We start from the raw sequence: 24,728 nt of genomic DNA, 5'->3' as shown, positions 1-24,728 counted from the left end.
TGCTTTGCGCCCGCGCCCCCATTTGCTGCACCTTTCGCGGTGCGCGATCAGACGCGCCTCCTCTGTAACCTAGGCCAATACCATGAACTTCCCGCCCCTTCCCGCCAGCCTTGAAGCTGCCCTTGCCGAACGAGGCTATGCCTCGGCCACTCCCGTTCAGGCCGAGGTGATGCAGCCCGAAGCCCTGGGCCGCGACCTTGTCGTGTCCGCCCAGACCGGTTCGGGCAAGACCATTGCGTTCGGCATCGCCATGGCGGGTGAACTGCTTGACGAGAGCGACACCATCCCCTTCTCGGTGCAGCCGCTTGCCCTGATCATCGCCCCGACCCGCGAACTGGCCCTGCAGGTCAGCCGAGAGCTGGCCTGGCTCTACAGCAAGGCCGGAGCGCGCGTTGCCACCTGCGTCGGCGGGATGAACCCGCAGCAGGAACGCAAGGCACTGCGCTCTGGCGCAACGATTGTCGTGGGCACTCCGGGCCGCTTGCGCGACCACCTGGAGCGCGGCGCGCTGGACCTGTCCGCACTGAAGGCCGTCGTGCTCGACGAGGCGGACGAGATGCTCGACATGGGCTTTCGCGAGGAGCTGGAGGAAATCCTCGATGCAACGCCGGAAACGCGTCGCACCTTGCTGTTCTCCGCCACCATGCCCCGGCCGATCGAAGCCCTCGCGCGCCGTTACCAGCGCAATGCCTTGCGCATTGCCACGATCAGCGAGGGACGCGGCCACGGCGACATTTCCTACCAGGCCGTGACCGTGTCACCCCCGGAAATCGAGAACGCCGTCGTCAACCTGCTGCGCTATCACGAGGCGGAAACGGCGATGCTCTTCTGCGCGACGCGAGAGAAAGTGCGCCACCTGCACTCGACCTTGCAGGAGCGCGGATTTACCGTTGTCGCGCTGTCGGGCGAGCATTCCCAGTCGGAGCGCAACCAGGCCTTGCAGGCCCTGCGCGACCGCCGCGCACGCGTCTGCGTGGCCACCGACGTCGCCGCGCGCGGCATCGACCTGCCTTCGCTCAGCCTCGTGATCCATGTCGAGATCCCGCGCGATGCGGAAACCCTGCAGCACCGTTCGGGCCGCACCGGACGTGCCGGCAAGAAGGGCACCGCTGTGCTGATCGTGCCCTTCTCGCGCCGCAAGCGGGTCGAATCGATGCTGCGCAATGCCAAGGTGAGCGCGGAATGGACCGACGCGCCGGACCGCGATGCGATCAAGGCCAAGGACCGCGAACGCCTGCTGGAGAAGCTGCTCGCCCCCGTCGAGGTCGACGAAGGCGACAAGGTTCTGGCCGAACGCCTGCTTGCCGAGCGGACGCCGACGGAAATCGCCGCCATGCTGGTGCAGGCGCACCGCGCGTCCATGCCTGAACCCGAAGACCTGATCGCCAACACGCCGGAGGCACGGCGCGAGGCGCAGAAGGATCGGCATCGTCCGGGCTTCGAGGACACGGTCTGGTTCCGCATGGCACTCGGCCGCCGCCAGAACGCCGATCCGCGCTGGATCTTGCCGCTGCTGTGCCGCCGCGGCCACATCACCCGCAACGAAGTTGGCGCGATCCGCATCGGCCCCGACGAGACATTCTTCCAGATCCCCCGCCCGATCGCCGACAAGTTCGCCGAAGCCGCCGCGCGTTCGGCGCAGAGCGATGGCGACGAAGATCCGGTGACCATCGAAATGTCGGAGACCGGCCCCCGCGAAGTCGCTCGCGGCAATCGCCGGGAGCGCTCGCCACACGGCCAGGCTGGTGGCCCTCCGGTAAAGGCAAAGCCGCGCTTCAAGAAGTTCGACAAGGCCAAGGGCAAGAAGAACGGCAAGCCCGGCAAGCCGTTCAAGGGCGCCAAGAACTCCTCAAAGACCGAGCGGCACTGATAGTCACATAGCCAGGGTATGGTAGCGGAGGAGGGACTCGAAGCCCCGTCACGCGGAGCCAAGCCCACTCCTCCAACATGCCCTGCTACATGGTCAAAGGCTCATATTCGACGCGCGTGACCGTGAGCTCTGCGCCTTGATCGCTTGTGATGTCGGCGCTCTCGCCAATCTCCATCGTGGCAGGCGCCGTCCAGCACTCCTGTCCTTCATCGTTCATGGCACTCGTGAAGCACTGCATCCCATCAACCAGTTCGTAGGTGCCGTGATCGAAATGTTCATCCCCGGCATTTGCAATGTAGTTGCCGTCCGCGTCGATCGACTCCAGAATTTCCATGTCGTCCATTACGAAAGTCCAAGTCGTCTCGGTCAACGACATCACTTCGGCAGGAGCTTCTGCTTCTGGCTCGGCAGCCACTACACTGTCCTCTTCGGTTGCCTGTTCACCGCAAGCTGCGAGTGCGACAATGCTGGAGATCACAAGTAACTTCTTCATCATATTAATTCCCCCTTTGAGAGCGGAGAAGTTAGCATCACAAGTTGAAGGTCCCAAGTTGATTCCAGATTGGCCTGCTTCACGGCGACGTTTGAGAGTTAAGGCGGGGATGCTGCGTGTCTGCTAACCAACTACAGTCGAACCGCTTTCCACCCAAAACCAGACGCAGGTCCTAGCCACCACGGAGCAGAACTCGCGGCTGGTTCAACGATCAGATCCCGGGAATGGTAGCGGAGGAGCGACTCGAGCCCCCGACACACGGATTGTGATCGGCTATTCGCGACCATTCTGATCACCAATGCTGCCGACCAATCAATCCGACTTGGTCAATACGCCGTTAAGTTGATAGGTTGCGCCGCACGGGTCGGAATTCTTTGGGGGGTTATTGCGATGCTGCGCCGCATTCTTGTTCTTTTGCTGGCCCTTCCGGCTCTGGCAATACCAGTGCATTCGCAAGCCAGCGATCACACCGGGAAATATCTCTTTGTTTGGGCCGGCGATCCAGCCGACGAGGGAAATGACTTCATCGTCGTAATCAATGCTGATCCAGACTCTGCGGACTATGGCAGCGTCGTGTCCAGCGAAGCCAGCGACCAACAGAGCGTTAACGCCCATCACACCGAATACGAAATGCCCGCCAGCGGTATGTTGTTTGCCAACGATCATGAGGCAAACCGGACGATAATATTCGACCTTACAAATCCGCTTCAGCCACGTCAGGCAGGGGCATTCACCAGCCTTGGCGGATACAGCATGCCGCACAGCTTTGCTCGCCTGCCAAATGGCAATGTCCTGGCGACCTTCCAGCACACCGAACATCACGCCGACATGAAGATGCCGGTGATGAGCGGCGGGATAGTGGAGATTGACGATAGCGGTGCGATGGTCCGTTCGGTAAGTAACGCCGATCCGGCCTTTGCTGACGAAGGCCTGCTTCCCTACGGCCTGGCAGTCCTGCCCGAACTTGATCGGGTGCTGGTGACCAATTCGCCCATGAGCAACGATTGGCTCATGACCAGCAACACCTACCAGGTTTTTCGACTCTCAGATCTCGAACTTCTTGGAACCCACCGCCTCGATCCCGGCCCACGCCTCAACGGCCATATCTCGCCCGAAGAGCCGCGGGTCGGACCGGATGGCGCGGTCTATGTTCACACCCTCTCGTGCGGTGTTCAGCGTGTGACCGGCCTCGATAGCCCCGCCCCCAATGCGCAGCTGGTTCACCAGTATCCTGGAAATTGGTGCGGCGTGCCCACTATCATGGGCCGCTACATGGTGCAGGCTGCACCTGACATACATGCGTTCTTTGTCCTCGACATTTCCGACGGAGCTGAACCGGTAGAAGTCTCACGCCTCGACATGGGAGAGGATTTCGTTCCGCACTGGACGGCATGGGACCCCGATATTCGCCGGCTTGTGGTCACCCCCGGCAGTTCGGGCCAGCGCATGTATCTTCTTGAGCTTGATGACGCGACAGGAACGCTGACGATAGACGACACGTTCCGAGGCGAAGACGGCGAGGTAGGTTTCAGCTTTGCAAGTCGGACCTGGCCCCACGGCTGGACCGGTGAAGGAGCACCCCACGGTGCCGTGTTCTCGCGCTGATGTTGGTAGCGGAGGAGGGACTCGAACCCCCGACACGCGGATTATGATTCCGCTGCTCTAACCACCTGAGCTACTCCGCCATCCGGCGCGCTTCCAGGGCCCGAGGGCGGAAGCGAGGCGCGCCGTTTAGGTCGGGTCGCGCCATCGGTCAACTGGCGATTTGCGGTTAATCGAATTGCTGGCGATTGGCCGCAAGGGCATCGTTCATGCGGCGCACCTTGGCCGACAGTCCACGGTTGAGCGCGCGGTCGAAAGCGCGGCCCACTTCGGGCACGCCGCGCGTCAGCACCAGCAGGCCATCGCGGTCGATCAGGGCCACGCGCATAGGCTCGGTAGAGGTTACAGTGGCGGAAGCGCAGTCGCCTGCAACCACGCTCATCTCGCCGACGAATTCGCCGGGGCCGCAGGTGCCCACCTCGCGTTCGTCATGATCGACCTTGGCATGGCCGCTGGCGATGTAGACCAGCGGCGGTTCGGTCTGCCCCTGCCGCACCAGTGTATCGCCGGGTTCCAGTTCGCGCCATTCGAGCAGGTCGAGCAGGTGCTGCTGGTCTGCCGGTTCGTGGACCTGCAGCACGTCCTCGATCAGCCGCTGCTCGTCGACACTGGTGAAGCCGCGCTTGGCGCGCTGGTGTTGCAGCACGACCTGCGCCGTCGCCACCACCGTCAGCAGGGCCGTCAACGCGGTGCTCCAGGCGAGGCCGTCCAACAGCGCGAAGTGGAGGGTGCCGGCAACCCCGGCAAACAAGATCAGCAGGCGCATATTGCGCAGCGATCCCGTCGCCGTAGCGATGACCAGGATGCCAAGGAATACATAGAGATAGGCAGGCCCCAAGTCGGCCATCCCGCGCGACAATTCAGCCATCGCCTAACCCCTTTCAGCGCCCTCCTAACACGATTACCGGCTCTTCCTGAAGGCAAAGCTGGCAACGCGTTCCCACGGGCCGCCGCGATAGTAGTGCAAACCAAGACCGCGGAAAGCAAAATCGCGCAGCAGCACGCGTGGCTCCAGTTCGGCCTGCAGGGCCTTGGCCTCCTCGATGCTGACCTTGTTCTGGATGGTTATGTGCAGGCGCGGAGGGTGTTCGTCCTGCGGAGTGGTGAGGCCGTGGAAACGGTCTGCGAGGTCGTGCCACAGTGCCAGCATGCCTTCGCTCTCCAGGCGCAAGGCAGTGCCCTTCCCCAGCTTCATCAGTCCGGTGAGGCGGACGTCGACCGGTGCATGATCGCGCGCCATGGCGGCAAGGCACTGCCGCACCTCGGCCTCACTGCTTGGCGGCAGGGCATGGAACAGGGTGACGTGGGCCTTGAGAAAGTTGCGCTCCGGAGGAAAATGGTCGGTGCGCAGCTGGGTCGCCCAGGAATAGATGTCCTCAGGCAATTCGGCAGTGACGATGAGCGGAGCGTTCGTCATCATTCGTCGTTCCAGGCTCGACCCGGAACTGCTTGCCGCAGGCGATCCCGGATCGGGTCCGGGATGACGAAACGGGTCGTCACATCTCGCCCCGCTCGCGGCGCAAGGCGAACCAGCGCTCTACGGCGGCATTGTGCCCTTGCAGGGTGTCGTTGAACTCGTGCCCGCCAGAACCGTCAGCCACCATGAACAGGGCATTGGTCTCTGCCGGGTCGAGCACGGCAGCGATGGATTCGCGTCCCGGGTTGGTGATCGGCCCCGCCGGCAACCCCGCCATCTGGTAGGTGTTGTAGTCGTTGATGTCGGCAATTTCGGACTGGCGGATACGCCGGCCAAGCGGCCTGCCGCGCGTGATCGGGTAGATGATCGTCGGGTCGGCCTGCAGGAAGATCCCCTGCCGGATGCGGTTGGAATAGAGGCCCGCGACCATGCGCCGCTCCTCCGGAACGCCGGTTTCCTTTTCGACGATGGAAGCGAGGATCACCGCCTCTTCAGGCGTGGTCGCCACGGTGCGCGAAGAACGGTTGGGCCACAGCTCGGCAATCGTCTCGTCCATCGCCCGTTGCATGCGGGCGAGCACGGCTACGCGTTCTTCGCCGCGCTCGAAATCGTAGGTCTGCGGCAGGACCGAGCCTTCGTCCGGCACCGGGATTTCGCCCACCAGCAGGTCTTCCGCCATCAACATGTCATGCACGATCGCCGAGGGCGTGCCTTCGGGAATGGTGATGAAACGGCGGATCACGTCCCCGTGCTGGAAAGTGTCGAGGATACCGGCATTGCTGACGCCGGCAGGCAGCAGGAACTCGCCCGCCTTGATCGGATCGTCGCTGCCGAACACCTTGGCGCGCAGCAGGAATGCCTCGGACGAGCCGATCAGGCCCTGTTCCTCAAGGTCATCGGCGACCGAAGTCAGCGATGAGCCGGACGGCACGATGAAGGCCGTTTCCTCCTCCACCTGCGCGCTGCCGTACCAGCCCATCGCGAACCAGCCGCCCATGACCAGAACGGCCAGGACGCCCAGCGCCACGAGGGTGGCCAGCAGCTTTTTCATCTCAGTCCTCTACGCGTTTCATCACCAGCGAGGCATTGGTACCGCCAAAGCCGAAGCTGTTGTTGAGCACTGCGCCGACTTCACGCTTTTTCGCGGTGAGCGGCACCAGGTCGACACCTTCGGTACCCTCGTCCGGATTGTGCAGGTTGAGCGTGGGCGGGACGACCTGGTCGCGGATGGCGAGGATGCAGAAGATCGATTCGACTGCGCCCGCGCCGCCCAGCAAGTGACCGATGGCGCTCTTGGTGGAGCTCATCGAGGCACCGCCAAGGTCGTCACCCAGTACGCGCTTCACCGCGGCGAGTTCGATGGTGTCGGCCATGGTCGAGGTGCCGTGGGCGTTGACGTAGTCGATGTCCGTCGGTTCCAGGCCAGACTTGCGGATGGCCATGCGCATGGAATTCTCCGCGCCCTTGCCTTCCGGGTGCGGAGCCGTGACGTGGTAGGCATCGCCCGAAAGGCCGTAGCCCACCACTTCGGCGTAGATCTTCGCGCCGCGGGCCTTGGCATGCTCGTACTCTTCCAGCACCACCACGCCTGCGCCCTCACCCATGACGAAGCCGTCGCGGTCCCTGTCGTAGGGGCGGCTGGCTTCAGTCGGCCGGTCGTTCATCGAGCAGTTGAGCGCACGGGCCTGGGCGAAACCGGCAATGCCGATGGGGCAGACCGTAGCTTCGGCGCCGCCGGCCAGCATGATGTCGGCATCGTCATCGCGGATCATGCGGGCAGCATCGCCAATCGAGTGCGCGCCGGTGGAGCAAGCTGTCACCACGGCGTGGTTCGGGCCCATCAGGCCGTACTTGATCGACACCTGGCCGCTGATCAGGTTGATCAGGCGGCCGTGGACGAAGTGCGGCGACACACGGCCGGGGCCGCGTTCGTGCAGGTTGACCGATTCGAGCTCGATACCCGGCAGGCCGCCGATGCCCGAGCCGATGGAACAGCCGGCGCGCAGCTTGGTCGCCTCGTCCAGCTCCGTCAGGCCAGCGTCTTCCAGGGCCTGCCCGGCAGCGTCGATACCGTAGACGATGAAAGGGTCGACCTGGCGCTGGATCTTGTGATCCACGCGCTTGTCGGCATCAAAGCCCCAGGGGTGATCCTTGTCCTTCACCTCGCCCGCGATGGTGCATTTCTGCCCATCCGTATCGAACTTGGTGATCGTCCCGATGCCGCTTTCGCCGGCAAGCAGGTTGCTCCAGGTGGTTTCGACATCCGCTCCGAGCGGGGTGACCAGGCCAAGGCCGGTAACGACAACGCGCCGCATACTGTGATCTCCAATCAAGAAAGGCCCAGCCACCACGGCTGAGCCCTTCGTCCCCGTCCGCGTCGGCGGGTGCTTTCGCGAACAGGGTTAGTCCGGCTTAACCGGCGTTTTCCTCGATGAACTTGTTGGCATCGCCGACGGTGTTGATCTTCTCGGCAGCGTCGTCGGGGATTTCCACGCCGAACTCTTCCTCGAAGGCCATGACCAGCTCGACAATGTCGAGGCTGTCGGCACCCAGGTCATCGATGAAGCTGGCGTCCGGGGACACCTTGTCTTCTTCAACGCCGAGATGTTCGACAACGATCTTCTTAACGCGGTCAGCGATATCGCTCATGTATGCCCTCTCAAACTTGGGGTGATGAATTTCGCTTTCGCCCTAATGAACGGGGCGATGGCTGGCAAGGGGCAGGCGACGATTTGCCTGCGGGTGAAATATGGGGCCGCGTCAGCCGCTGCCAAGGGCATGGGCGTCTTCCCGCGCCGGGATATGCGCAAAGAACGCCCTGCGCTGCTGCGGATCACCCAGCAAATCCTGCGCCACCAGCCTTATCTTTCCGGGTTCCCCCTCACGCGCCTTGATGCGAATTTCCGCAATGTGCACATGGGGATATTCCTTCACCGAGACGCTTTCGAGCGCGTCCAGTCGATAGCTGATCTCCGCCCGCTGCGGCACGTCACGCGCGAGATCCCACCCCTGCATCTGCTGCAGAAAGGCGCGATTCTTCGCGATCTGCCGATCGACGACGACGTTTCCGACAATGGCATAGGCATCGGAAAGCTTCTGCCATCCCGGCCCGCTGCGCAGTAGGTGCAGGCGCCCGTCGATGAGGAAAGCCGAATAGCAGGCCGCGCTGCGAATGAGTCCCGGCGGCTTGAGCAGCCAGTCTACACGGGGAATCGTATCGTGCATCAACGCCTCCTGCGGGGCACTTATCCCCGCAGGAGCGATACCTCGATCCCACGAACGTGGCGGATCAGCCCTGCTTGGGCGGTTCGACCGTGCGGATGTGCACGTCGCGCAGCTGGCGTGCCGACACTTCGCTCGGCGCGCCCATCATCAGGTCCTGCGCCTTCTGGTTGAGCGGGAAAGCGATCACCTCGCGGATGTTCGGTTCGTCAGCCAGCAGCATGACGATGCGGTCGATGCCCGGGGCCGAACCGCCGTGCGGCGGGGCACCCAGCTTGAACGCCTCGATCATGCCGGAGAAGTTCGCGTCGACGTCTTCCCTCGAATAGCCCGCGATCTCGAAGGCCTTGTACATGATGTCCGGACGGTGGTTCCGGATTGCACCCGACGACAGTTCGTAGCCGTTACAGACGATGTCGTACTGCCAGGCCTTGATCGAAAGCGGGTCCTGCGTCTCAAGCGCTTCCATCTCGCCCTGCGGCATCGAGAAGGGGTTGTGGCTGAAGTCGATCTTCTTGAGGTCCTCGTCGTATTCGAACATCGGGAAATCGACGATCCAGCAGAACTTGAAGCAGCCTTTTTCGATCAGGCCCAGTTCCTCGCCAACGCGGGTGCGCGCGGCACCGGCCAGCTTGGCGGCGTCCTTTTCCTTGCCCGCCGCAAAGAACAGGCCGTCGTTCTCGCCGAGTCCCAGCTCGTCATAGATCTTCTGCATGTTCTCGGGGCCGTGGTTCTTGGCGATCGGGCCGCCGAACTCGCCCTGCTTGCGGGTAACATAGCCAAGACCGGCAAAGCCTTCCTTGCGCGCCCAGTCGTTCATTTCGTCGAAGAACTTGCGGCTCTTCTCGTGCGTGTTCGGCGCGGGGATCACGCGCACCACACCGCCGCCGCCGACAATCTTCACGAACAGTCCGAAGCCCGATTTCTCGAAGTGCGCAGTGACGTCCGAAATAACCAGCGGGTTGCGCAGGTCGGGCTTGTCGGTGCCGTACTTTAGCATGGTCTCGGCGTAGGGGATGCGCGGGAATTCACCGGCGGGCGTCACGGTCTTGCCGTCGGCGAATTCCTCGAACACGCCGGCCAGCACCGGCTCGATGGCCTGGAACACATCTTCCTGCGTCACGAAGCTCATCTCGAAGTCGAGCTGGTAAAATTCCGGTGACCGGTCGGCGCGCAGGTCTTCGTCGCGGAAACAGGGCGCGATCTGGAAGTAGCGATCGAAACCCGCGACCATCAGCAGCTGCTTGAACATCTGCGGCGCCTGCGGCAGCGCGTAGAAACGGCCCGGGTGCAAGCGGCTGGGAACGAGGTAGTCGCGCGCGCCCTCGGGGCTGGAGGCACCCAGGATCGGCGTCTGGAACTCGCTGAAGCCCTGCTCGGTCATGCGACGGCGCAGGGACGTGATCACGCGGTTACGCAGCATGATGTTGGCGTGGACGCGCTCGCGGCGCAGGTCGACGAAGCGGTACTTGAGGCGCACTTCCTCGGGATAGTCTTCCGCCGAGTTGACGATCAGCGGCAGTTCCTCGGCGCGGCTCTGGATCGTGATCTCGCGGGCGAAGACCTCGATCTCGCCAGTAGGCAGGTTCGGGTTCACGGCTTCGGCAGCACGCGCCTTCACGTCGCCGTCGATGGTGATGACCGATTCCAGCTTAAGTCGCTCGAGCACTGGCAGCGCCGGGCTGTCGCTGTCAGCCACCACCTGGGTGATGCCGTAATGGTCGCGCAGGTCGACAAACAGCACGCCGCCATGATCGCGCTTGTTGTGCACCCAGCCGGACAGGCGAACGGTCTCGCCAACGTCGGTCTTGGTCAGCGCTGCGCAGTTGTGGGTACGATAGGCGTGCATGGGGACTCTTTTCATTTCACGGGTTATGGCGCTAAGGGCGCGCATGCGTTGCGCTGGCCCCTTGCATGATTCATCAGGGCCAGATTCATGCGCGCGCTAACAGGCGAAGCAGTGCCTTTTGTCAAGGTGAACCACCTTGATGGCCCCGCTGAGCCGCAGGACGGTGAACCGGCCAGACAGAAAAGACGATATGCAAATCCATCCCCTGATTACCAAGACCAAAGACCTCGAAGCCCTCTGCACCCGCCTTGCCGAGGGGGAATTCGTGTGCGTGGACACCGAATTCATGCGCGAGAACACCTATTACCCGATGCTGTGCCTGGTGCAGGTGGGCAACGAGGACGAGGCCGCCGCCATTGATCCACTGGCTGACGGCATCGATTTGTCCCCGCTGCTCGAACTGCTGACCGAGAATGACGAGGTGTTGAAGATCTTCCACGCCGGCGGGCAGGATGTGGAAATCGTCTACAATCTCACCGGCAAGACGCCCTTTCCCATCTTCGACACCCAGATTGCCATGATGGCGATAAGCCAGAGCGAGCAGATCGGCTATGCCAACCTGGTCGAGAGCTGGCTGGGCAAGACCATCGACAAGGGGGCGCGCTTCACTGACTGGGGGCGCCGCCCGCTGACCGAGCGGCAGATCGAATATGCCATCGGCGACGTCACCTATCTCGCCAAGATCTTCCCCCGCATGCTCAAGAAGCTGATCAAGACCGATCGCGGCCACTGGCTGAACGCCGAAATGGAAAAGCTGGCCGATCCAGCGAACTACGCCAACGACCTCGACCTCGCCTGGCGGCGGATCCGGGCACCCGGCCGCAATCCGCAGGTGCTGGGCCGCCTCAAGGCGTTGGCCGCCTGGCGCGAGACCGAAGCGCAGGACAAGAACATCCCGCGCGGACGCATCATTCGTGACGAGACGCTCGCCGACCTCGCCAGCCACCCGCCGAAGAAGCAGGCCGATCTCGCCAAGGTACGCGGACTGTCCAACGCCTGGAAGGAAAACGACATCGGCAAGCGGCTGATGCGTGTGCTGCGCGATGCCGAACCGCTCGACCCGGCAGAAATGCCCGAGAAGCCCAAGCGCGGTGCGCCGCTGGGCAAGGAAGGCGCACTGGTGGCGGACCTGCTGAAACTGCTGCTGAAGATCCGCGCGCGGGAAATCGACGTGGCCTCGCGGCTGCTCACCAAGTCTGACGAGCTGGAAGCCCTGGCAGCGGGCGTGCGCAAGCTGGAGGTACTCGACGGCTGGCGGTTCGAAGTGTTCGGCAAGGATGCGCTTGATCTGGTCGAAGGCAAGCTGGCCTTCGCAGTCGAAAAAGGTCGCCTGAAGATGACCCACATCGACGATGTCGCCAATGGCGATGCCGTGGTACACGGCGACAATACCGAGACCGCAGTTGACGACGAGGTTGAAGGTGAAGGCGGGGCAGAAGCCGTAACGGCATCGCAGTGAGCACTTACCTCCCTACGATCAAGCAGCTGCAGTATCTCGTCGCGCTGCACGAGCACCAGCACTTTGGTCGTGCGGCAGAGGCAAGTTTCGTTTCACAATCAACGCTTTCAGCGGGCATCCGAGAATTGGAATCACTTCTCGGCGTGACCCTTGTCGAGCGCAGTCGCCGCGTGGTGCGGTTCACGCCTCTGGGCAACAACGTCGTCGCCAAGGCTCACCGCGTCCTGCGCGAAACGGAAGAGCTGGCGGAACTGGTGCAGGCCGCGGGCAAGCCGCTGTCGGGCGAATTGCGCATGAGCGTGATCCCCACCATCGCGCCGTTCCTGTTGCCGCGCATCCTGCCGCGCCTGCGCAAGGAGCGTCCGCAGCTCAAGCTGTTCCTGCGCGAGGAAACCAGCGACCACGCCATCGAATCGCTACACCATGGCCGCGCCGACTGCGTGCTGCTGGCCCTGCCCTTCGCCACCGGTGATGTGGAGAAGGAAACGATCGGCGAGGACGACCTCTACGTTGCCTTTCCCAAGGACGATCCGCGTGACCCGCCGGCGGAGATCCCGCCGATGATGATCGACGAAGGCCGCCTGCTATTGCTGGAAGACGGCCACTGCCTGCGCGACCATGCGCTGGCCGCCTGCAACCGGCCCGAACTGCGCGCCTCGGCCACCATGATCGGCACTTCGCTGCATACGCTGGTACAGATGGTCGACAACGGGCTTGGCCTCACCATGCTGCCGAAAATGGCCATCGACGCCGGGATCCTGCACGAGACCGAAGTCGTCGCCCGCCCGTTGAAGGGTACCCACACCAGCCGCGAGATCGCCCTGGTCTGGCGCGCCAACTCGCCGCGTTCGGAGGAATTCAGAATGCTGGCAGAGGAATTGCGGGCGGGATGACCCAGACTTAGTCCTCGGCATCAGGCGGCGGGGAAAAGCCGCCGAGGGCATCTTCCGCCAAGACGGCAAAGCGAATTGGCGTCAGGTCTTCCATGAACGGGCCGATGACCTGCAAGCCGACCGGCATTCCGTCTGACGCGCCACCGGTCGGAACGATGGTAGCCGGGAGCTTGGCAACAGTCGCGAGACCCTGCCAGCTGAAATCGAGGTAGGGCTCCTCCCTCCCGTTGACGATTATGCGGCGCTCGAGCTGTTCGGAATGGACACCCTCGCCGTCCGCCATGTGCGGGAAGGCGACGATGGGTACGGGCGCGGTCAGTAGGACATCGTATTCGTCGAAGAAGGACGCCCACTTGCGGTAAAGATGCTCGCGCTTGTCCTGCAGTTCGAACCACTCGGGCAGCGTGCAACGCATGTAGCGGACCATCTTGTCGGCCATCCCGGTCGGATCGCTGTCGATATACTTGGCGAACTCGTCCGCCTCGCCGGGAGCACCGGCGCCGACGATGGCGAATAGCGTGTTGAGATAGATTTCGAGGCTTTCGTCCGGATCGACCGGCAGGGAAACACGCTCAACCCTTGCCCCTGCTGCTGTCAGGCGCTCGGCATAGGCTTCCAGTTCCTGCCTGACGCCATCGTCGAGCAGGTAATCCGATCCTTCCCCCAGCCACAGGCCGATGCGAAAGTCCTCCAGGCGTTCATGTCGCGGTGCGGACAGCAGGGGCAATTTGTCGGGCGCTGCGAGCACGGGCAGCAGCATTTCAAGGTCCTTGGCGCTGCGAGCCAGCGGCCCGGCAACGCCGAGCTCCACTTCGTAAAGCGCGCCGGGCATGCCGGGAATATGCCCGCGCATGGGAACCAGGCCGTAGGAGCTCTTGTGCCCGTAGACGCCGCAGAAATGCGCCGGGATGCGAATCGAACCGCCGATGTCGCTGCCGAGCTCGAACGCCGTGAAGCCCATGGCCACACTGGCTGCCGATCCGCCGGACGAGCCGCCGACCGAACGATCGTGATCCCAGGGATTGCGACTGAGTCCGTAGATCGGGTTGAAACTCTGCCAGTCGCTCGCGCCCTGCGGCAGGTTGGTCTTGCCAAGAATGATCGCCCCCGCATCGCGCAGAGCCTTTACCGCGTCGGCATCTTCGGAAGGCCGATGATCAGCGAGGAAGGGAAAGCCGCAAGTCGCGGGCAATCCGACGGCCTCGAAGCACTCCTTGATGGTGATTGGCAGGCCCGCAAGCGGCGGCAATTCGTCGCCCCGGGCACGCGCCGCATCGACTGCCCTTGCTTCGCTACGGGCGCGGTCGAGGTCGAAGGCTATCACCACATTGATCGCCGGATTGTGCTTTTCGATCCGTGCGAGAAACAGGTCGAGGAGTTCCTCTGAACTGATGTCGCCGCTGCGCAGCATTTCAAGCTGTGTGCTTGCCGGAGCAAGGGCCACGTTGGTGTCCGGCATTGTTTCCTCCCCCAAGGATGCTCCGACAGGAGCAGCAGTTCTAATCCATGTGCTTCAGGCCGACCCGCAGGTAGTCCCAGCCGGTGACCACCGTCAGGATCGCAGCTGCCCAAAGCGTCACCAGCCCCACCGTATGCGGCACGTTGTGCGCCACCTCTGCGGCGACGATGTTCCACCTCGGCAGGCCCTGCCCGAGGATCAACGATCCGAGAGAGACCAGCTGGAAGGTGGTCTTCCACTTTGCCAGCTTGGACACCGGTACGCTGACCTGAAGGCCGCCGAGGAATTCGCGCAGGCCCGAAACGGCGATCTCGCGGATCAGGATGATGAGGCCGGCGATGACGTGTGCGTCGCCCACGTAGGGGCCGCGCAAGATGCCTTGGGCCGCCAGCACCAGGATCACCGTGGCCACCATGATCTTGTCGGCGATGGGATCGAGGAAAATGCCCAGCTTGCTCACCGCCCCGCTCGAACGCGCCAGCATGCCGTCGAAATAGTCGGTAATACCCATCAGGCAGTAGAGCGCGAATGCCAGCAGGAAGCCGAGCTCCCAACCGGGCCACCACAGCAGGAAGGCCAGCAAAGGCAATGCAACGATACGGCTGAGCGTCAGGATGTTGGGCAAGGTCCACATGTTGGAACCTGTCCTAGCCGGTAATGCTGGCGGGCAAAAGACACAGTTCAGGCTGCACATTGCCGGAAAAGCCGGTAGACCGCTGCGCAACCGCCCGGCGGGCGCAGCACGAAGGTATCATGTTCACCTCTCCCCACCTGCTCAAGCAACGCCGGTTCCTGCCGCTGTTCTGCACCCAACTGCTCAACGCCTTCAACGACAACCTCTACAAGAATGCCATGGTGCTGTTCGTCGTCTACAGCATTTACAGTTCGGCAGAGGACGAGACCAATTTCAGCGCCCTGGCATCGGGTGTGTTCATCCTGCCCTTCTTCCTGCTGTCCGCCCTCGCAGGCCAATTGGCTGACATGCGCGACAAGGCAAGGATAATCCGGATCGTGAAAGCAGCGGAGATCGTCATCATGACGGTCGGCGCAACCGGGCTAATTCTTGCCTGGCAGGGGATCATGGTGACCACGCTGGCCTTGCCCCTGCTGATGCTGGCGCTGTTCGCCATGGGCACCCACTCCACGTTCCTCGGCCCGATCAAGTATTCGATCCTGCCGCAGCACCTGAAGAGGGAAGAAGTGCTCGCGGGCACCGGGCTAGTTGAGGCCGGCACCTACATCGCCATCATGACCGGCACAATCCTGGCGGGCTTCATCTCGGTAGAAGCTGCCGCAGTAGGTGTGGTCATTTTCGCCGTGATCGGTTTCTTCACCAGCAAGCAGATCCCGACTGCGCCGCCGATGGGCGAGATCGAGAAGATCGACTTCAACCCGCTGAGCAGCTCGTTCCGGCTGATCAAGGACACCATGGGCAATCGCGAGGTGTTCTTTGCGATCTTGGCTATCAGCTTCTTCTGGACCATCGGCGCCGTCCTGTTCATCCAGTTTCCGCCGCTGGCCAAGAACGTGCTGATGGCCAGCAAGGAAGTCGCCAGCCTGATGCTGGTGGTCTTCTCCATCGGTGTCGCCATCGGCTCGGTGGCGATAAACCTCATGCTGAAAGGGCAGGTCTCGGCCCGTTATGCGCCAGCCTCGGTGCTGGCCATGGGCGCCATGGTGGCCGCGCTCTACGGCGTGTGCCGGCTTTGGCAGGCGGATGTCGACACCAGCCAGTTGATGGATACGGCGACCTTCCTGTCCTGGCCGCTGGCCTGGCTGCTGGTGGGTTCGCTGCTGCTGATCGCCGTATTCGGCGGCATGTTCGTGGTGCCGCTCTATGCCTTCCTGACAACCCGCGTGGCGCCATCAGCCACCAGCCGGGCGGTGGCGGCGAACAACATCGTCAATTCGGGGGCCATGGTGATCGGATCGCTGATCGCCGGCGGGCTGAGCGCCGTGGGTGTTCCGCTGGTGGAGCAGGTGCTGCTCAGCGCGATCATGTGCCTGATGTCCGCCTGGCTGGGAGGCGTACTCTACAAGGCTGAAAAGCAGGCGAACATGGCCGCTGCTTCGGCAGGTTAGGCTCTCAGGCGATAAAGGTGATGGTGGCGATGAAGCCCGCAGCATAGGTCGCCGCGACTGTTTCCAGGTCCTGCCGCGTCAGGCCGAGAGCGAAGCGTCTGCGCCACGGAGCCATCGGCTCGATCTCGTTCGCACGTGCCAGCACGTGCGGAGGAAGCGATGCCCGGAACGGGTGCCGGGCCGACTCGGTAGTTAGGACCAGTGCTCTTCTCATGGGCGCCGATCTTAACTTTTTGGTAATGTTTGGCGATACCCCCAACAGCCTCTGTCCACCATCGGGACGGTTGGCAACTCGCGTCGCGATGGTTGGTATCGTGCGTAACCGGTTGCCGCTTCCGCGGCGCGCGGCTAACTGCTGGATGATGACCAAGACCGCTGCCCGCCTGCTTGTCGACTGCCTCGTGGAACAAGGCGCAACGCGCGCCTTCACCGTTCCCGGCGAAAGCTTCCTGCCCGTGCTCGACGCGCTCAGCGATTGCCAGGCGATCCAGACCGTCACCTGCAGGCAGGAAGGCGGCGTTACCTTCATGGCCTGTGCAGACGGCGCGATGACCGGCCAGCCTGGGATCGCCTTCGTCACCCGCGGCCCGGGGGCCACCAATGCCAGCATTGGCGTGCACGTCGCCATGCAGGACAGCCAGCCGATGATCCTGTTCATCGGTGACGTCGACCGATCAATGCGCGACCGCGAAGGTTTCCAGGAAGTCGACTTCCCCGCCTTTTTCACCCCGATCGCCAAATGGGCAGCGCGGATCGACGATGCGAACCGCATCCCGGAATACATTGCCCGCGCCTGGTCGACGGCCATCTCCGGGCGCCCCGGACCTGTCGTGCTCGCCCTGCCGGAGGACATGCTACACGAAGAGGGCATCACCGCCCCGGTGCGCCCCGCCGTGACCAAGCCCGCGCAAGCGCCCTGCCCTGATGTCATGGCCACGATGATGCAGTTGATCGGCGATGCGGCGGCGCCGCTCGCAATCGTCGGCGGTGCCGGGTGGAACGAGCGTACGCGGCACTACTTCACCGAGTTCGCCGAACGGATCGGCATCCCGGTTGCCACGGCCTTCCGGCGGCAGGATTCGATTCCGCCGTCGTCGGCAATCTATTCCGGCAACCTCGGCTACGGGCCCAACCCCAAGCTCGTGCAGCGGGTGAAGGCGGCAGACCTGCTGCTGGTGGTGGGCGGCCGGATGGGAGAGGCGACCACCGACGGCTATACGCTGGTGACGCCCGACCACCCCGACCAGGTCCTGATTCACGTCCATCCCGACCCCAACGAGCTTGGCCGCGTCTACCGCACCGACCTGCCTATCTGCGCCGACATGGCCGAATTCGCCGAGAGCGCCGCCTTGTGGGACGACGGTGACCTGATCGACTTCGATTGCGGCGCGCAAGCGCATGCAGAGTGGCTCGCGTGGAACTCCCCGCGCGAGGAAGCGCAATTCGATCTCGACCTGGCATTGGCCATGGCGACGTGTCGCCGCCTGCTGCCCGTCGATGCGATCATCTGCAATGGCGCAGGCAATTTCGCCGGGTGGTGGCACCGCTACTGGCCCTATGCCGGCTACCCCTCGCAGCTGGCCCCCACGGCTGGCGCCATGGGCTATGGCATTCCCGCAGCCGTCGCAGCCGCGCTTCGCCATCCGGACCGCTGCGTCGTCGCTGCCGCCGGTGACGGCGATTTCCTGATGAACGCGCAGGAACTGGCAACCGCCGCCCAGTACGGGCTCGACCTGCTGGTGATCCTGTTCGACAATTCCACCTACGGCACGATCCGCATGCACCAGGAGCGCGAATATCCCGGCCGCGAGGCGTCTACGCACCTCGCCAACCCGGATTTCACGCGAATGGCGGAAAGTTATGGCGGCTGGGGCAAGCGCGTGGCGACCAATGCGGAGTTCGATGCAGCGCTGGAAGAGGCCATGGGGCGCAAGGGCGTCCGCCTGATCCACTGCATCACCGATATCGAGCAGCTTTCCGCCGGTGGCGCGACCGTCAGCGGCCTGCGCGACAGCTAGCCCAAAGCAGAAAGGCCGCCCCTTGCGGAGCGGCCTCTCGGTGTCTCAGGCTGACTGAGATCAGATGTCGTCGCCGAGCTTGCCTTCGACTTCACCCTTGAATTGCTGGGCCTTGCCCTTGGCTTCCTGCTTCTTGCCTTCGCTGCGGGTTTCGGGATCCTTCGATTCCTGCTTCACCTCGCCGATGGCTTCGTTGACGTTGCCTTTGATCTTTTCCTTGAGTTCACCCATGGGGAACCTCCGTTGGTCAGTGTTGGCGGGCGGCGTTCATCGCCTGCCCCTTACCTTCCCAACGGCCTCAACACCGGAATTGTTCCGAATTAGGTCTTTGACATTTCAAGGATTTCTTTCCACTCGCTTGGCCGTATTTCAGCCACGGACAGGCGCCCCAGCCGGACCAGTTCGATCCCCTCGAGCGTTGCATTCGCCTTGATCGCCTTGAGCGTGACATAGCTGTCCAGCTCGCGCACCGGCTTCACTTTCACCGTCGGCCACTTGCCTTCGGGATCGGTGGGATCGATCAATCCGGCCTCGCTCACTTCGGCAATACCGACAATCTCGAGACCCTTGTTGGAATGGTAGAAGAAGCACTGGTCGCCCACCTCCATGGCCCGCAGGTTGTTGGCCGCACGGTGGTTGCGAACGCCGTCCCACACGGTCTCGCCATCCTCAACGAGCTGTTCCCAGGAATACTTGAATGGTTCGGACTTGATCAGCCAGTAATTGGGCAATTGTCTCTCCTTTCGCTTCGGCCGCCCACTAGCTGGTAATGCCTGCTCGGGCAATTAACCTGATATTGAACATGTTGCCGGATAAGCCTGCTCCGAGAACTGGGGACACTGGGCTTTGAGAAAGCAGTTGAAGAGCAAACCGGCACCCGAAAAGGGGCAGATCGGCAACGCCGAGCGCGACGTCATCGCGCTGGGGATTGCGATTGCAGCTATCATCCTGTTTGTCGGTACGGGCGGCACGATCATGCCGCAGATTGTCCGCGCCTGGATGGGCCATGGCAACTCGCCCGACCTGCTCTTGACCAACGCCGTACTGCTCAACATTGCCCTGCTGATTTTCGGTTGGCGACGCTACAAGGACCTGAATCACGAAATCGGCGAGCGCCGTGCCGCAGAGGAGCGCGCCCGCGACCTGGCTGAGCGTGATCCGCTGACGGGTTGTCTCAATCGCCGCAGCGGCCCGCCGGCGATGGAGGCCCTGCGACGGGAACTCTCCGGCACTTCACGCGAGATCGCGGTGATGATGATCGACCTCGACAACTTCAAGCAGATCAACGACCTGAACGGCCACCAGACGGGTGACCGTGTGCTCACCGCGGTCGCCACACGCCTGCAAGAAGCCTTGCCAGAGAGCGCCATCCTTGCGCGGATCGGCGGTGACGAATTTGCCTGCGCCATGCCCTTCGATTTCGGCGCGCGGGACCATGTCGATGACGTGGTCGCCGGCGTGATCCGGCATGTATCGGCACCGATCGAACTCAATAACATGACGGTAGAGGCGACGGTTTCAATCGGCCTTGCCGAGTCCGGCACGGAACATGCCAAAGCCACGGCGGAAGACGCCGAAACGCTGATCCACCGCGCCGATATCGCCATGTACCATGCCAAGAAGCGCGGGCGGAACCGCTCCTTCTGGTTCGAACCGCAGATGGAAGACGAACTGCGCTTCCGCAACGAGCTGGAAGCGGGCATCCGAAAGGGCATCGCGGCAGGCGAATTCGTCCCCTACTACGAACAGCAGATCGACCTCGAGAGCGGCAAGCTGGTCGGGTTCGAAATGCTCGCCCGGTGGCAGAGCCCGCAATACGGCCTCGTAAGTCCCGAAATCTTCATCCCGATTGCCGAGGAAATCGACGCGATCGGCATCTTGTCCGAGTGCCTGATCCGCCAAGCCTTGCAGGACGCCAAGCAATGGGACCAGAGCCTGACGCTCTCGGTCAACATCTCGCCCATCCAGCTGCGCGATCCGTGGTTTGCGCAGAAGCTGATCCAGTTGCTGGTCGAAGCCGGTTTCCCGCCTGCGAGGCTGGAAATCGAGATCACCGAAAGCTGCCTGCACGAGAACATTGGCGCGGTGCGCTCGATCGTCTCGAGCCTGAAGAACCAGGGTGTCAAGATCAGCCTCGACGACTTCGGCACCGGCTATTCCAGTCTGTCGCAGCTGCGTTCGCTGCCCTTCGACCGGCTGAAGATCGACCGCAGCTTCGTCACGGAGCTTTCGGGCGAAGCCAATGGCAAGGAACTGGTGGAGGCCATCGTGTCGCTCGGAAAGGGCCTGTCGCTGCCGATTACGGCAGAGGGCGTCGAGAGCAACGATGTCCTGCAGCATCTGCAGACAATGGGCGAGCTGAAAGGCCAGGGTTACCTCTATGGCAAGCCTGAAGATGCCGAGACCACGCGCCGCCGCCTGGCCGAACTCAACATGCTGGGCGACAGCGCCGGAGCCCCGACCGCCCTTGCGAGCGAGCAGCGAAGGGCAAGCTAAGCAGGTCACGCGCCATTGCGCAGCGGCCCTCGCGCCCCTAGGTGGCGCTCATGCGCGTCGAATTCATCAAGATGCACGGACTGGGGAACGATTTCGTCGTGCTCGACGCACGCGAGACGCCGCTGCCTGCCGCCATGACGCCGCAAGTCGCTGCCGCCCTGGCGGACCGGCACACCGGCATCGGCTGCGACCAGCTGATCGTCCTTGAGCCGGCAAAAGACGCCGACTTCACCATGCGCATCTACAACCATGATGGCGGCGAGGTGGAAGCCTGCGGCAATGCCACGCGCGCCGTGGGCATGCTGGCCGGCGGCAATGCCCGCATCGCCACCTCTGGCGGCCTGCTGGAAACTCGCGCCAGCGAAGGCGGCATAGCCGTCGACATGGGCGAACCTCGCCTCGACTGGGACACCATCCCCCTCGCCTACGCCATGGACACGCTCTCGCTGCCGGTAGGCTGGGATGGTCTGGAGCACCCGGTTGCAGTGAACGTCGGCAACCCGCACATCGTCTTCTTCGTCGAGGACAACGACGTGGTGCAGCTGGACCAGCTTGGACCCGAGATCGAGCACGACCCGCTGTTTCCGGATCGCATCAACGTCAACGTCGCCACCATAGAGGATCGCCACACGCTGCGCCTTCGCGTTTGGGAACGCGGAGCCGGCCTGACGCGGGCCTGCGGCACGGGCGCTTGCGCCACGGCGGTCGCCGCCATGCGGCGCGGGCTGACCGAACGCGAGGTCACCGTGCACCTGCCGGGCGGACCGCTCGTCATCGGCTGGGGCGAAGATAACCGTATTACCATGACCGGCCCGGCCGCCGAGAGCTTCCGCGGCACCTTCGACTGGAGTGAATACTCGTGAGGGTTTGGGCCTGATGGGCGCAGAAGTCATTTCCCTGGGTTGCCGCCTCAATATCGCCGAGAGCGAACGCATCCGCACGCTCGTGGCTGACGAGGACGTGATCGTCGTCAATTCCTGCGCGGTCACCATGGAAGCCGTGCGCCAGACCCGCCAGGCGATCCGCAAGGCCCGCCGCGTGCGGCCCGATGCGCGCCTGCTGGTCACCGGCTGCGCCGCAGACATCGAACGCGAACAGCTGGCCGCCATGCCCGAGGTCGATGGGCTGGTACCCAACACGCAAAAGCTGGATGCCCGCGCGTGGAACGTGCCCGAGGCGGTCGAGCCCGTACCGCCTCAGCACACCCGCGCCTTCATCGCGGTGCAGAACGGCTGCAACCACGCCTGCACCTTCTGCGTCATCCCGCAGGGACGCGGGGAAAGCCGTTCGCTCACCGTTGCGCAGGTACTGCGCGAGGTTGAGCGCCACCTCGACCAAGGTGCGCCCGAAGTGGTGCTTACCGGAGTCGACGTCACGAGTTGGGGGCACGACTTGCCGGACGCCCCGCCGCTGGGCGAACTGGTGGGCGCCGTGCTCAATGCCTTTCCGCAGCTCCAGCGCCTGCGCATGTCCTCGCTCGACGGGGTCGAGATCGATCCGCTGCTGTTCGACCTGTTCGCGCATGAGCCGCGCGTCATGCCGCACTTGCACCTGTCGCTACAGCACGGTTCCGACCTGATCCTCAAGCGCATGAAGCGCCGCCACCTGCGTCATGACGCGATTGACCTGGTGCAGCGGCTGAAGGCCGCGCGCCCGGAAATCGCCGTCGGGGCAGACCTGATCGCAGGCTTCCCGACCGAGACCGAGGCGCACCACGCGGACAATTGCTCCATCGTCGCAGAACTGCCCGTGGTCCACGGTCACGTCTTTCCCTACTCGCCCCGCCCCAACACGCCCGCCGCGCGCATGCCGCAGCTCGACAAGGCCGTGATCAAGACGCGCGCTGCCGAGCTTCGCGCTGCCGTGGCAAAGGCGCGCGCCGCCTGGCTCGACAGCCTTGTGGGCACACCCCTTTCGGTCCTTACCGAGACCGATGGCACAGGCTATGCGGGGAACTTCGCACGGGTGGCGGTGCCTGATGGCACGCCGCGTGGAACCATTGTTGCTGTGACGCCAAGCCGCGTCGAGGAAGGTCTGCTGCTGTGAGCAAGAGCTGGACGGAACGACTGTTCGGAGGCTTTCGCAAGACCTCGGACCGGCTGTCCGAGAACCTGTCTGCCGTGGTGGACGAGGAACAAGCGGCCGCCGAAGAGGAAGCAGCGCCCGAGCCGGAGCCCGAAGCCGTGTCTGCTCCCGAACCGGAGGCTGTTCCCGAACCAGAACCGCAGCCAGAACCTGAGCCCGTCGCGGCGCCTGCTCCGACACCGGCACCAACTCCGGCACCAGCTCCAGCACCACCCCCTGCAGCTGCACCGGAACCGGCTTCAATCGTCGCCAAGGTTACCACCACCATGCGCACGGCGACGTTGGACGACGCGACGCTGGACGAGGTGGAAGACGCGCTGATCGTTTCCGACCTCGGTCCCAGCGCCGCCGCGCGCATCCGCGCCAAGCTGGCGGAAAAGCGTTTCGGCCTGAAGATCACCGAGCGCGAGCTGAAGGAAGCCGTGGCGGAGGAAATCGCCGCTATCCTGCGCACCGTCGCCAAGCCGCTCGAAATCACCGCCTTCCCGCGCCCGCAGGTTATCCTGGTGATCGGCGTCAACGGCAGCGGCAAGACCACCACCATCGCCAAGCTGGGCCACTGGCTGCAGGAAGAAGACTACGGCGTCATGCTGGCGGCCGGCGACACCTTCCGCGCGGCCGCCATCGGCCAGCTGAAGGTCTGGGCAGACCGCATTGGAGCGCCGATTGTGACCGGCCCCGAGGGCGGAGACCCGGCCTCGATCGTGTTCGACGCGGTGAAGCAGGCGACAGATACCGGTATCGACGCGCTGATCGTCGACACTGCCGGTCGCTTGCAGAACAAGCGCGAGCTGATGGACGAGCTCGCCAAGATCCGCAAAGTGCTGGGCCGCCTCAATCCCGAAGCACCGCACGACGTATTGCTGGTGCTCGACGCCACCAACGGCCAGAACGCGCTCAGCCAGATCGAGATCTTCAAGGAAGTGGCCGGCGTCACCGGCCTGATCATGACCAAGCTCGACGGCACCGCGCGCGGCGGCGTGCTGGTAGCAGCGGCAGAACAATACGGCCTGCCGATCCACGCCATCGGCGTTGGCGAAACACTGGACGACCTGCGTCCCTTCGATCCCGACCTGGTCGCCAAGGTCATTGCTGGAGTGGCATGATGACTGACGCAGCACCCGAAGCGAAGAAGCCCAAGAGCGGCTGGCTCAATGTCGCGGTCGACTATGGCCCGCTGCTGATCTTCTTCCTCGTCTACAAGTACTACTCGCCCGACTCTGACGTGGTCACAGACGAGCTGACATTTGCCGCGCTCAGTACGCTCGCAGTGATCTATGGCACGGGCGCCTTCGTCGTTGCCTCGGTGGTGGCGCTGGCCGTCAGCAAGTTCATGCTGGGCAAGGTCAGTCCCATGCTGTGGATGTCGACCTTGTTGATCGTCGGATTCGGCGCGCTCACGATCTACTTCCAGGACGAACGTTTCATCCAGTGGAAGCCGACGATTATCTACGTGCTATTCGCCGTCGTGCTGCTGCTGGGATACGCCAAGGGCAAGTCGCTGCTGAAGGTGCTGCTGGAAGCCGCATTCGAAGGGCTCACCGACGAGGGCTGGCTGAAGCTGTCGCGCAACTGGGGCCTGTTCTTCATTGTCCTCGCTGTGCTCAACACCGCGCTGCTCTACCTTGTCAGCTTCGAGACCTGGCTGGAAATGAAGCTGTGGCTGTTCATGCCGCTGACCTTCCTCTTCACATTCACCCAGGTGCCCATGCTGATGCGCCACGGGCTGAGCGTGGAGGACAACGATCCTGCCGACGACACCCCGCCGCCGGGCTGAGCCTCG

General features: G+C 63.4%; 24 protein-coding genes and 1 tRNA gene. 11 read left to right on the top strand and 14 right to left on the bottom strand.

The features are described from left to right. The first annotated feature begins 82 nt into the window (after positions 1–82). Positions 83–1,870, top strand: coding sequence for a DEAD/DEAH box helicase (locus tag AAEO60_RS05000; protein WP_341672538.1), 1,788 nt, complete (start codon positions 83–85; stop codon positions 1,868–1,870). A gap of 85 nt (positions 1,871–1,955) precedes the next feature. Here the strand turns inward: AAEO60_RS05000 and AAEO60_RS04995 are convergent, their stop codons facing one another. Then, on the bottom strand, positions 1,956–2,366 hold the full coding sequence (locus AAEO60_RS04995) for a hypothetical protein (RefSeq protein ID WP_341672537.1): 411 nt from the start codon (positions 2,364–2,366) through the stop codon (positions 1,956–1,958). Between the two features lie 387 nt (positions 2,367–2,753). On the opposite strand from AAEO60_RS04995, the gene AAEO60_RS04990 reads away from it, so the two are divergent. Further along, entirely contained in the window at positions 2,754–3,968 is a 1,215-nt protein-coding gene (locus AAEO60_RS04990; protein WP_341672536.1) for a hypothetical protein, read from the top strand. 3 nt (positions 3,969–3,971) lie between these two features. Here the strand turns inward: AAEO60_RS04990 and AAEO60_RS04985 are convergent. From AAEO60_RS04985 to aspS, 8 genes are all read right to left on the bottom strand, one after another. Then, positions 3,972–4,048 (bottom strand) — tRNA-Met (locus tag AAEO60_RS04985). 86 nt (positions 4,049–4,134) lie between these two features. Continuing rightward, entirely contained in the window at positions 4,135–4,833 is a 699-nt protein-coding gene (locus tag AAEO60_RS04980; protein WP_341672535.1) for a Crp/Fnr family transcriptional regulator, read from the bottom strand. 33 nt (positions 4,834–4,866) lie between these two features. Beyond that, positions 4,867–5,385, bottom strand: coding sequence for a 2'-5' RNA ligase family protein (locus AAEO60_RS04975; protein WP_341672534.1), 519 nt, complete (start codon positions 5,383–5,385; stop codon positions 4,867–4,869). 76 nt (positions 5,386–5,461) lie between these two features. Then, complete coding sequence (gene mltG / locus AAEO60_RS04970) at positions 5,462–6,433, bottom strand: endolytic transglycosylase MltG (protein ID WP_341672533.1); 972 nt, start codon at positions 6,431–6,433, stop codon at positions 5,462–5,464. A gap of 1 nt (position 6,434) precedes the next feature. Then, entirely contained in the window at positions 6,435–7,697 is a 1,263-nt protein-coding gene (gene fabF / locus AAEO60_RS04965) for a beta-ketoacyl-ACP synthase II (RefSeq protein WP_341672532.1), read from the bottom strand. Between the two features lie 97 nt (positions 7,698–7,794). Beyond that, entirely contained in the window at positions 7,795–8,031 is a 237-nt protein-coding gene (locus AAEO60_RS04960) for an acyl carrier protein (RefSeq protein ID WP_341672531.1), read from the bottom strand. Between the two features lie 111 nt (positions 8,032–8,142). Then, complete coding sequence (locus AAEO60_RS04955; RefSeq protein ID WP_341672530.1) at positions 8,143–8,607, bottom strand: hypothetical protein; 465 nt, start codon at positions 8,605–8,607, stop codon at positions 8,143–8,145. Positions 8,608–8,671: 64 nt separating this feature from the next. Next, a complete protein-coding gene (gene aspS, locus AAEO60_RS04950; RefSeq protein WP_341672529.1) occupies positions 8,672–10,453 on the bottom strand; it encodes an aspartate--tRNA ligase in 1,782 nt (593 codons plus the stop codon). A gap of 190 nt (positions 10,454–10,643) precedes the next feature. On the opposite strand from aspS, the gene rnd reads away from it, so the two are divergent. Both rnd and AAEO60_RS04940 read left to right on the top strand, forming a co-directional pair. Further along, a complete protein-coding gene (rnd, locus tag AAEO60_RS04945) occupies positions 10,644–11,912 on the top strand; it encodes a ribonuclease D (protein ID WP_341672528.1) in 1,269 nt (422 codons plus the stop codon). Beyond that, complete coding sequence (locus tag AAEO60_RS04940; RefSeq protein WP_341672527.1) at positions 11,909–12,805, top strand: hydrogen peroxide-inducible genes activator; 897 nt, start codon at positions 11,909–11,911, stop codon at positions 12,803–12,805. The genes rnd and AAEO60_RS04940 overlap by 4 nt, the downstream gene beginning before the upstream one ends. 7 nt (positions 12,806–12,812) lie before the next feature. On the opposite strand, the gene AAEO60_RS04935 is transcribed toward AAEO60_RS04940, so the two are convergent. Both AAEO60_RS04935 and pgsA read right to left on the bottom strand, forming a co-directional pair. Further along, positions 12,813–14,264, bottom strand: a complete 1,452-nt coding sequence (locus AAEO60_RS04935; protein WP_341672526.1) for an amidase — start codon at positions 14,262–14,264, stop codon at positions 12,813–12,815. Between the two features lie 40 nt (positions 14,265–14,304). Beyond that, the gene (gene pgsA / locus AAEO60_RS04930; RefSeq protein WP_341672525.1) at positions 14,305–14,898 is read right to left on the bottom strand and encodes a CDP-diacylglycerol--glycerol-3-phosphate 3-phosphatidyltransferase; all 594 of its coding nucleotides are present in this window, start codon (positions 14,896–14,898) and stop codon (positions 14,305–14,307) included. A 119-nt stretch (positions 14,899–15,017) separates the two neighbouring features. On the opposite strand from pgsA, the gene AAEO60_RS04925 reads away from it, so the two are divergent. Beyond that, a complete protein-coding gene (locus AAEO60_RS04925) occupies positions 15,018–16,346 on the top strand; it encodes an MFS transporter (protein ID WP_341672524.1) in 1,329 nt (442 codons plus the stop codon). Positions 16,347–16,350: 4 nt separating this feature from the next. Here the strand turns inward: AAEO60_RS04925 and AAEO60_RS04920 are convergent, their stop codons facing one another. Next, the gene (locus tag AAEO60_RS04920) at positions 16,351–16,491 is read right to left on the bottom strand and encodes a hypothetical protein (protein ID WP_341672523.1); all 141 of its coding nucleotides are present in this window, start codon (positions 16,489–16,491) and stop codon (positions 16,351–16,353) included. 217 nt (positions 16,492–16,708) lie between these two features. Here AAEO60_RS04920 and AAEO60_RS04915 point away from each other — a divergent pair, with 217 nt between their 5' ends. Then, positions 16,709–18,364: a thiamine pyrophosphate-binding protein gene (locus AAEO60_RS04915; protein ID WP_341672522.1), complete on the top strand. Its 1,656-nt coding sequence runs from the start codon at positions 16,709–16,711 to the stop codon at positions 18,362–18,364. 60 nt (positions 18,365–18,424) lie between these two features. Here AAEO60_RS04915 and AAEO60_RS04910 read toward each other — a convergent pair whose 3' ends face one another. Then, positions 18,425–18,595 carry a CsbD family protein gene (locus tag AAEO60_RS04910; protein WP_341672521.1) on the bottom strand — a complete coding sequence of 57 codons (171 nt, stop codon included), beginning with the start codon at positions 18,593–18,595 and terminating at the stop codon, positions 18,425–18,427. Between the two features lie 89 nt (positions 18,596–18,684). Then, the gene (locus tag AAEO60_RS04905; RefSeq protein ID WP_341672520.1) at positions 18,685–19,095 is read right to left on the bottom strand and encodes an EVE domain-containing protein; all 411 of its coding nucleotides are present in this window, start codon (positions 19,093–19,095) and stop codon (positions 18,685–18,687) included. Positions 19,096–19,222: 127 nt separating this feature from the next. On the opposite strand from AAEO60_RS04905, the gene AAEO60_RS04900 reads away from it, so the two are divergent. From AAEO60_RS04900 to AAEO60_RS04880, 5 genes are all read left to right on the top strand, one after another. Beyond that, positions 19,223–20,860 carry a putative bifunctional diguanylate cyclase/phosphodiesterase gene (locus AAEO60_RS04900; protein WP_341672519.1) on the top strand — a complete coding sequence of 546 codons (1,638 nt, stop codon included), beginning with the start codon at positions 19,223–19,225 and terminating at the stop codon, positions 20,858–20,860. Positions 20,861–20,910: 50 nt separating this feature from the next. Further along, a complete protein-coding gene (gene dapF / locus AAEO60_RS04895) occupies positions 20,911–21,723 on the top strand; it encodes a diaminopimelate epimerase (RefSeq protein ID WP_341672518.1) in 813 nt (270 codons plus the stop codon). Positions 21,724–21,736: 13 nt separating this feature from the next. Then, positions 21,737–22,906, top strand: a complete 1,170-nt coding sequence (locus AAEO60_RS04890) for a MiaB/RimO family radical SAM methylthiotransferase (RefSeq protein WP_341672517.1) — start codon at positions 21,737–21,739, stop codon at positions 22,904–22,906. A 281-nt stretch (positions 22,907–23,187) separates the two neighbouring features. Beyond that, positions 23,188–24,051, top strand: coding sequence for a signal recognition particle-docking protein FtsY (gene ftsY / locus AAEO60_RS04885; RefSeq protein ID WP_341673546.1), 864 nt, complete (start codon positions 23,188–23,190; stop codon positions 24,049–24,051). Then, positions 24,051–24,722, top strand: a complete 672-nt coding sequence (locus AAEO60_RS04880; protein ID WP_341672516.1) for an inner membrane-spanning protein YciB — start codon at positions 24,051–24,053, stop codon at positions 24,720–24,722. The genes ftsY and AAEO60_RS04880 overlap by 1 nt, the downstream gene beginning before the upstream one ends. Positions 24,723–24,728: the final 6 nt, after the last annotated feature.

The sequence above is a fragment of the Aurantiacibacter gilvus genome, from assembly GCF_038289935.1.
Lineage (GTDB): Bacteria > Pseudomonadota > Alphaproteobacteria > Sphingomonadales > Sphingomonadaceae > Alteraurantiacibacter > Alteraurantiacibacter gilvus.
This window is presented reverse-complemented; position numbering and strand designations above follow the sequence as displayed.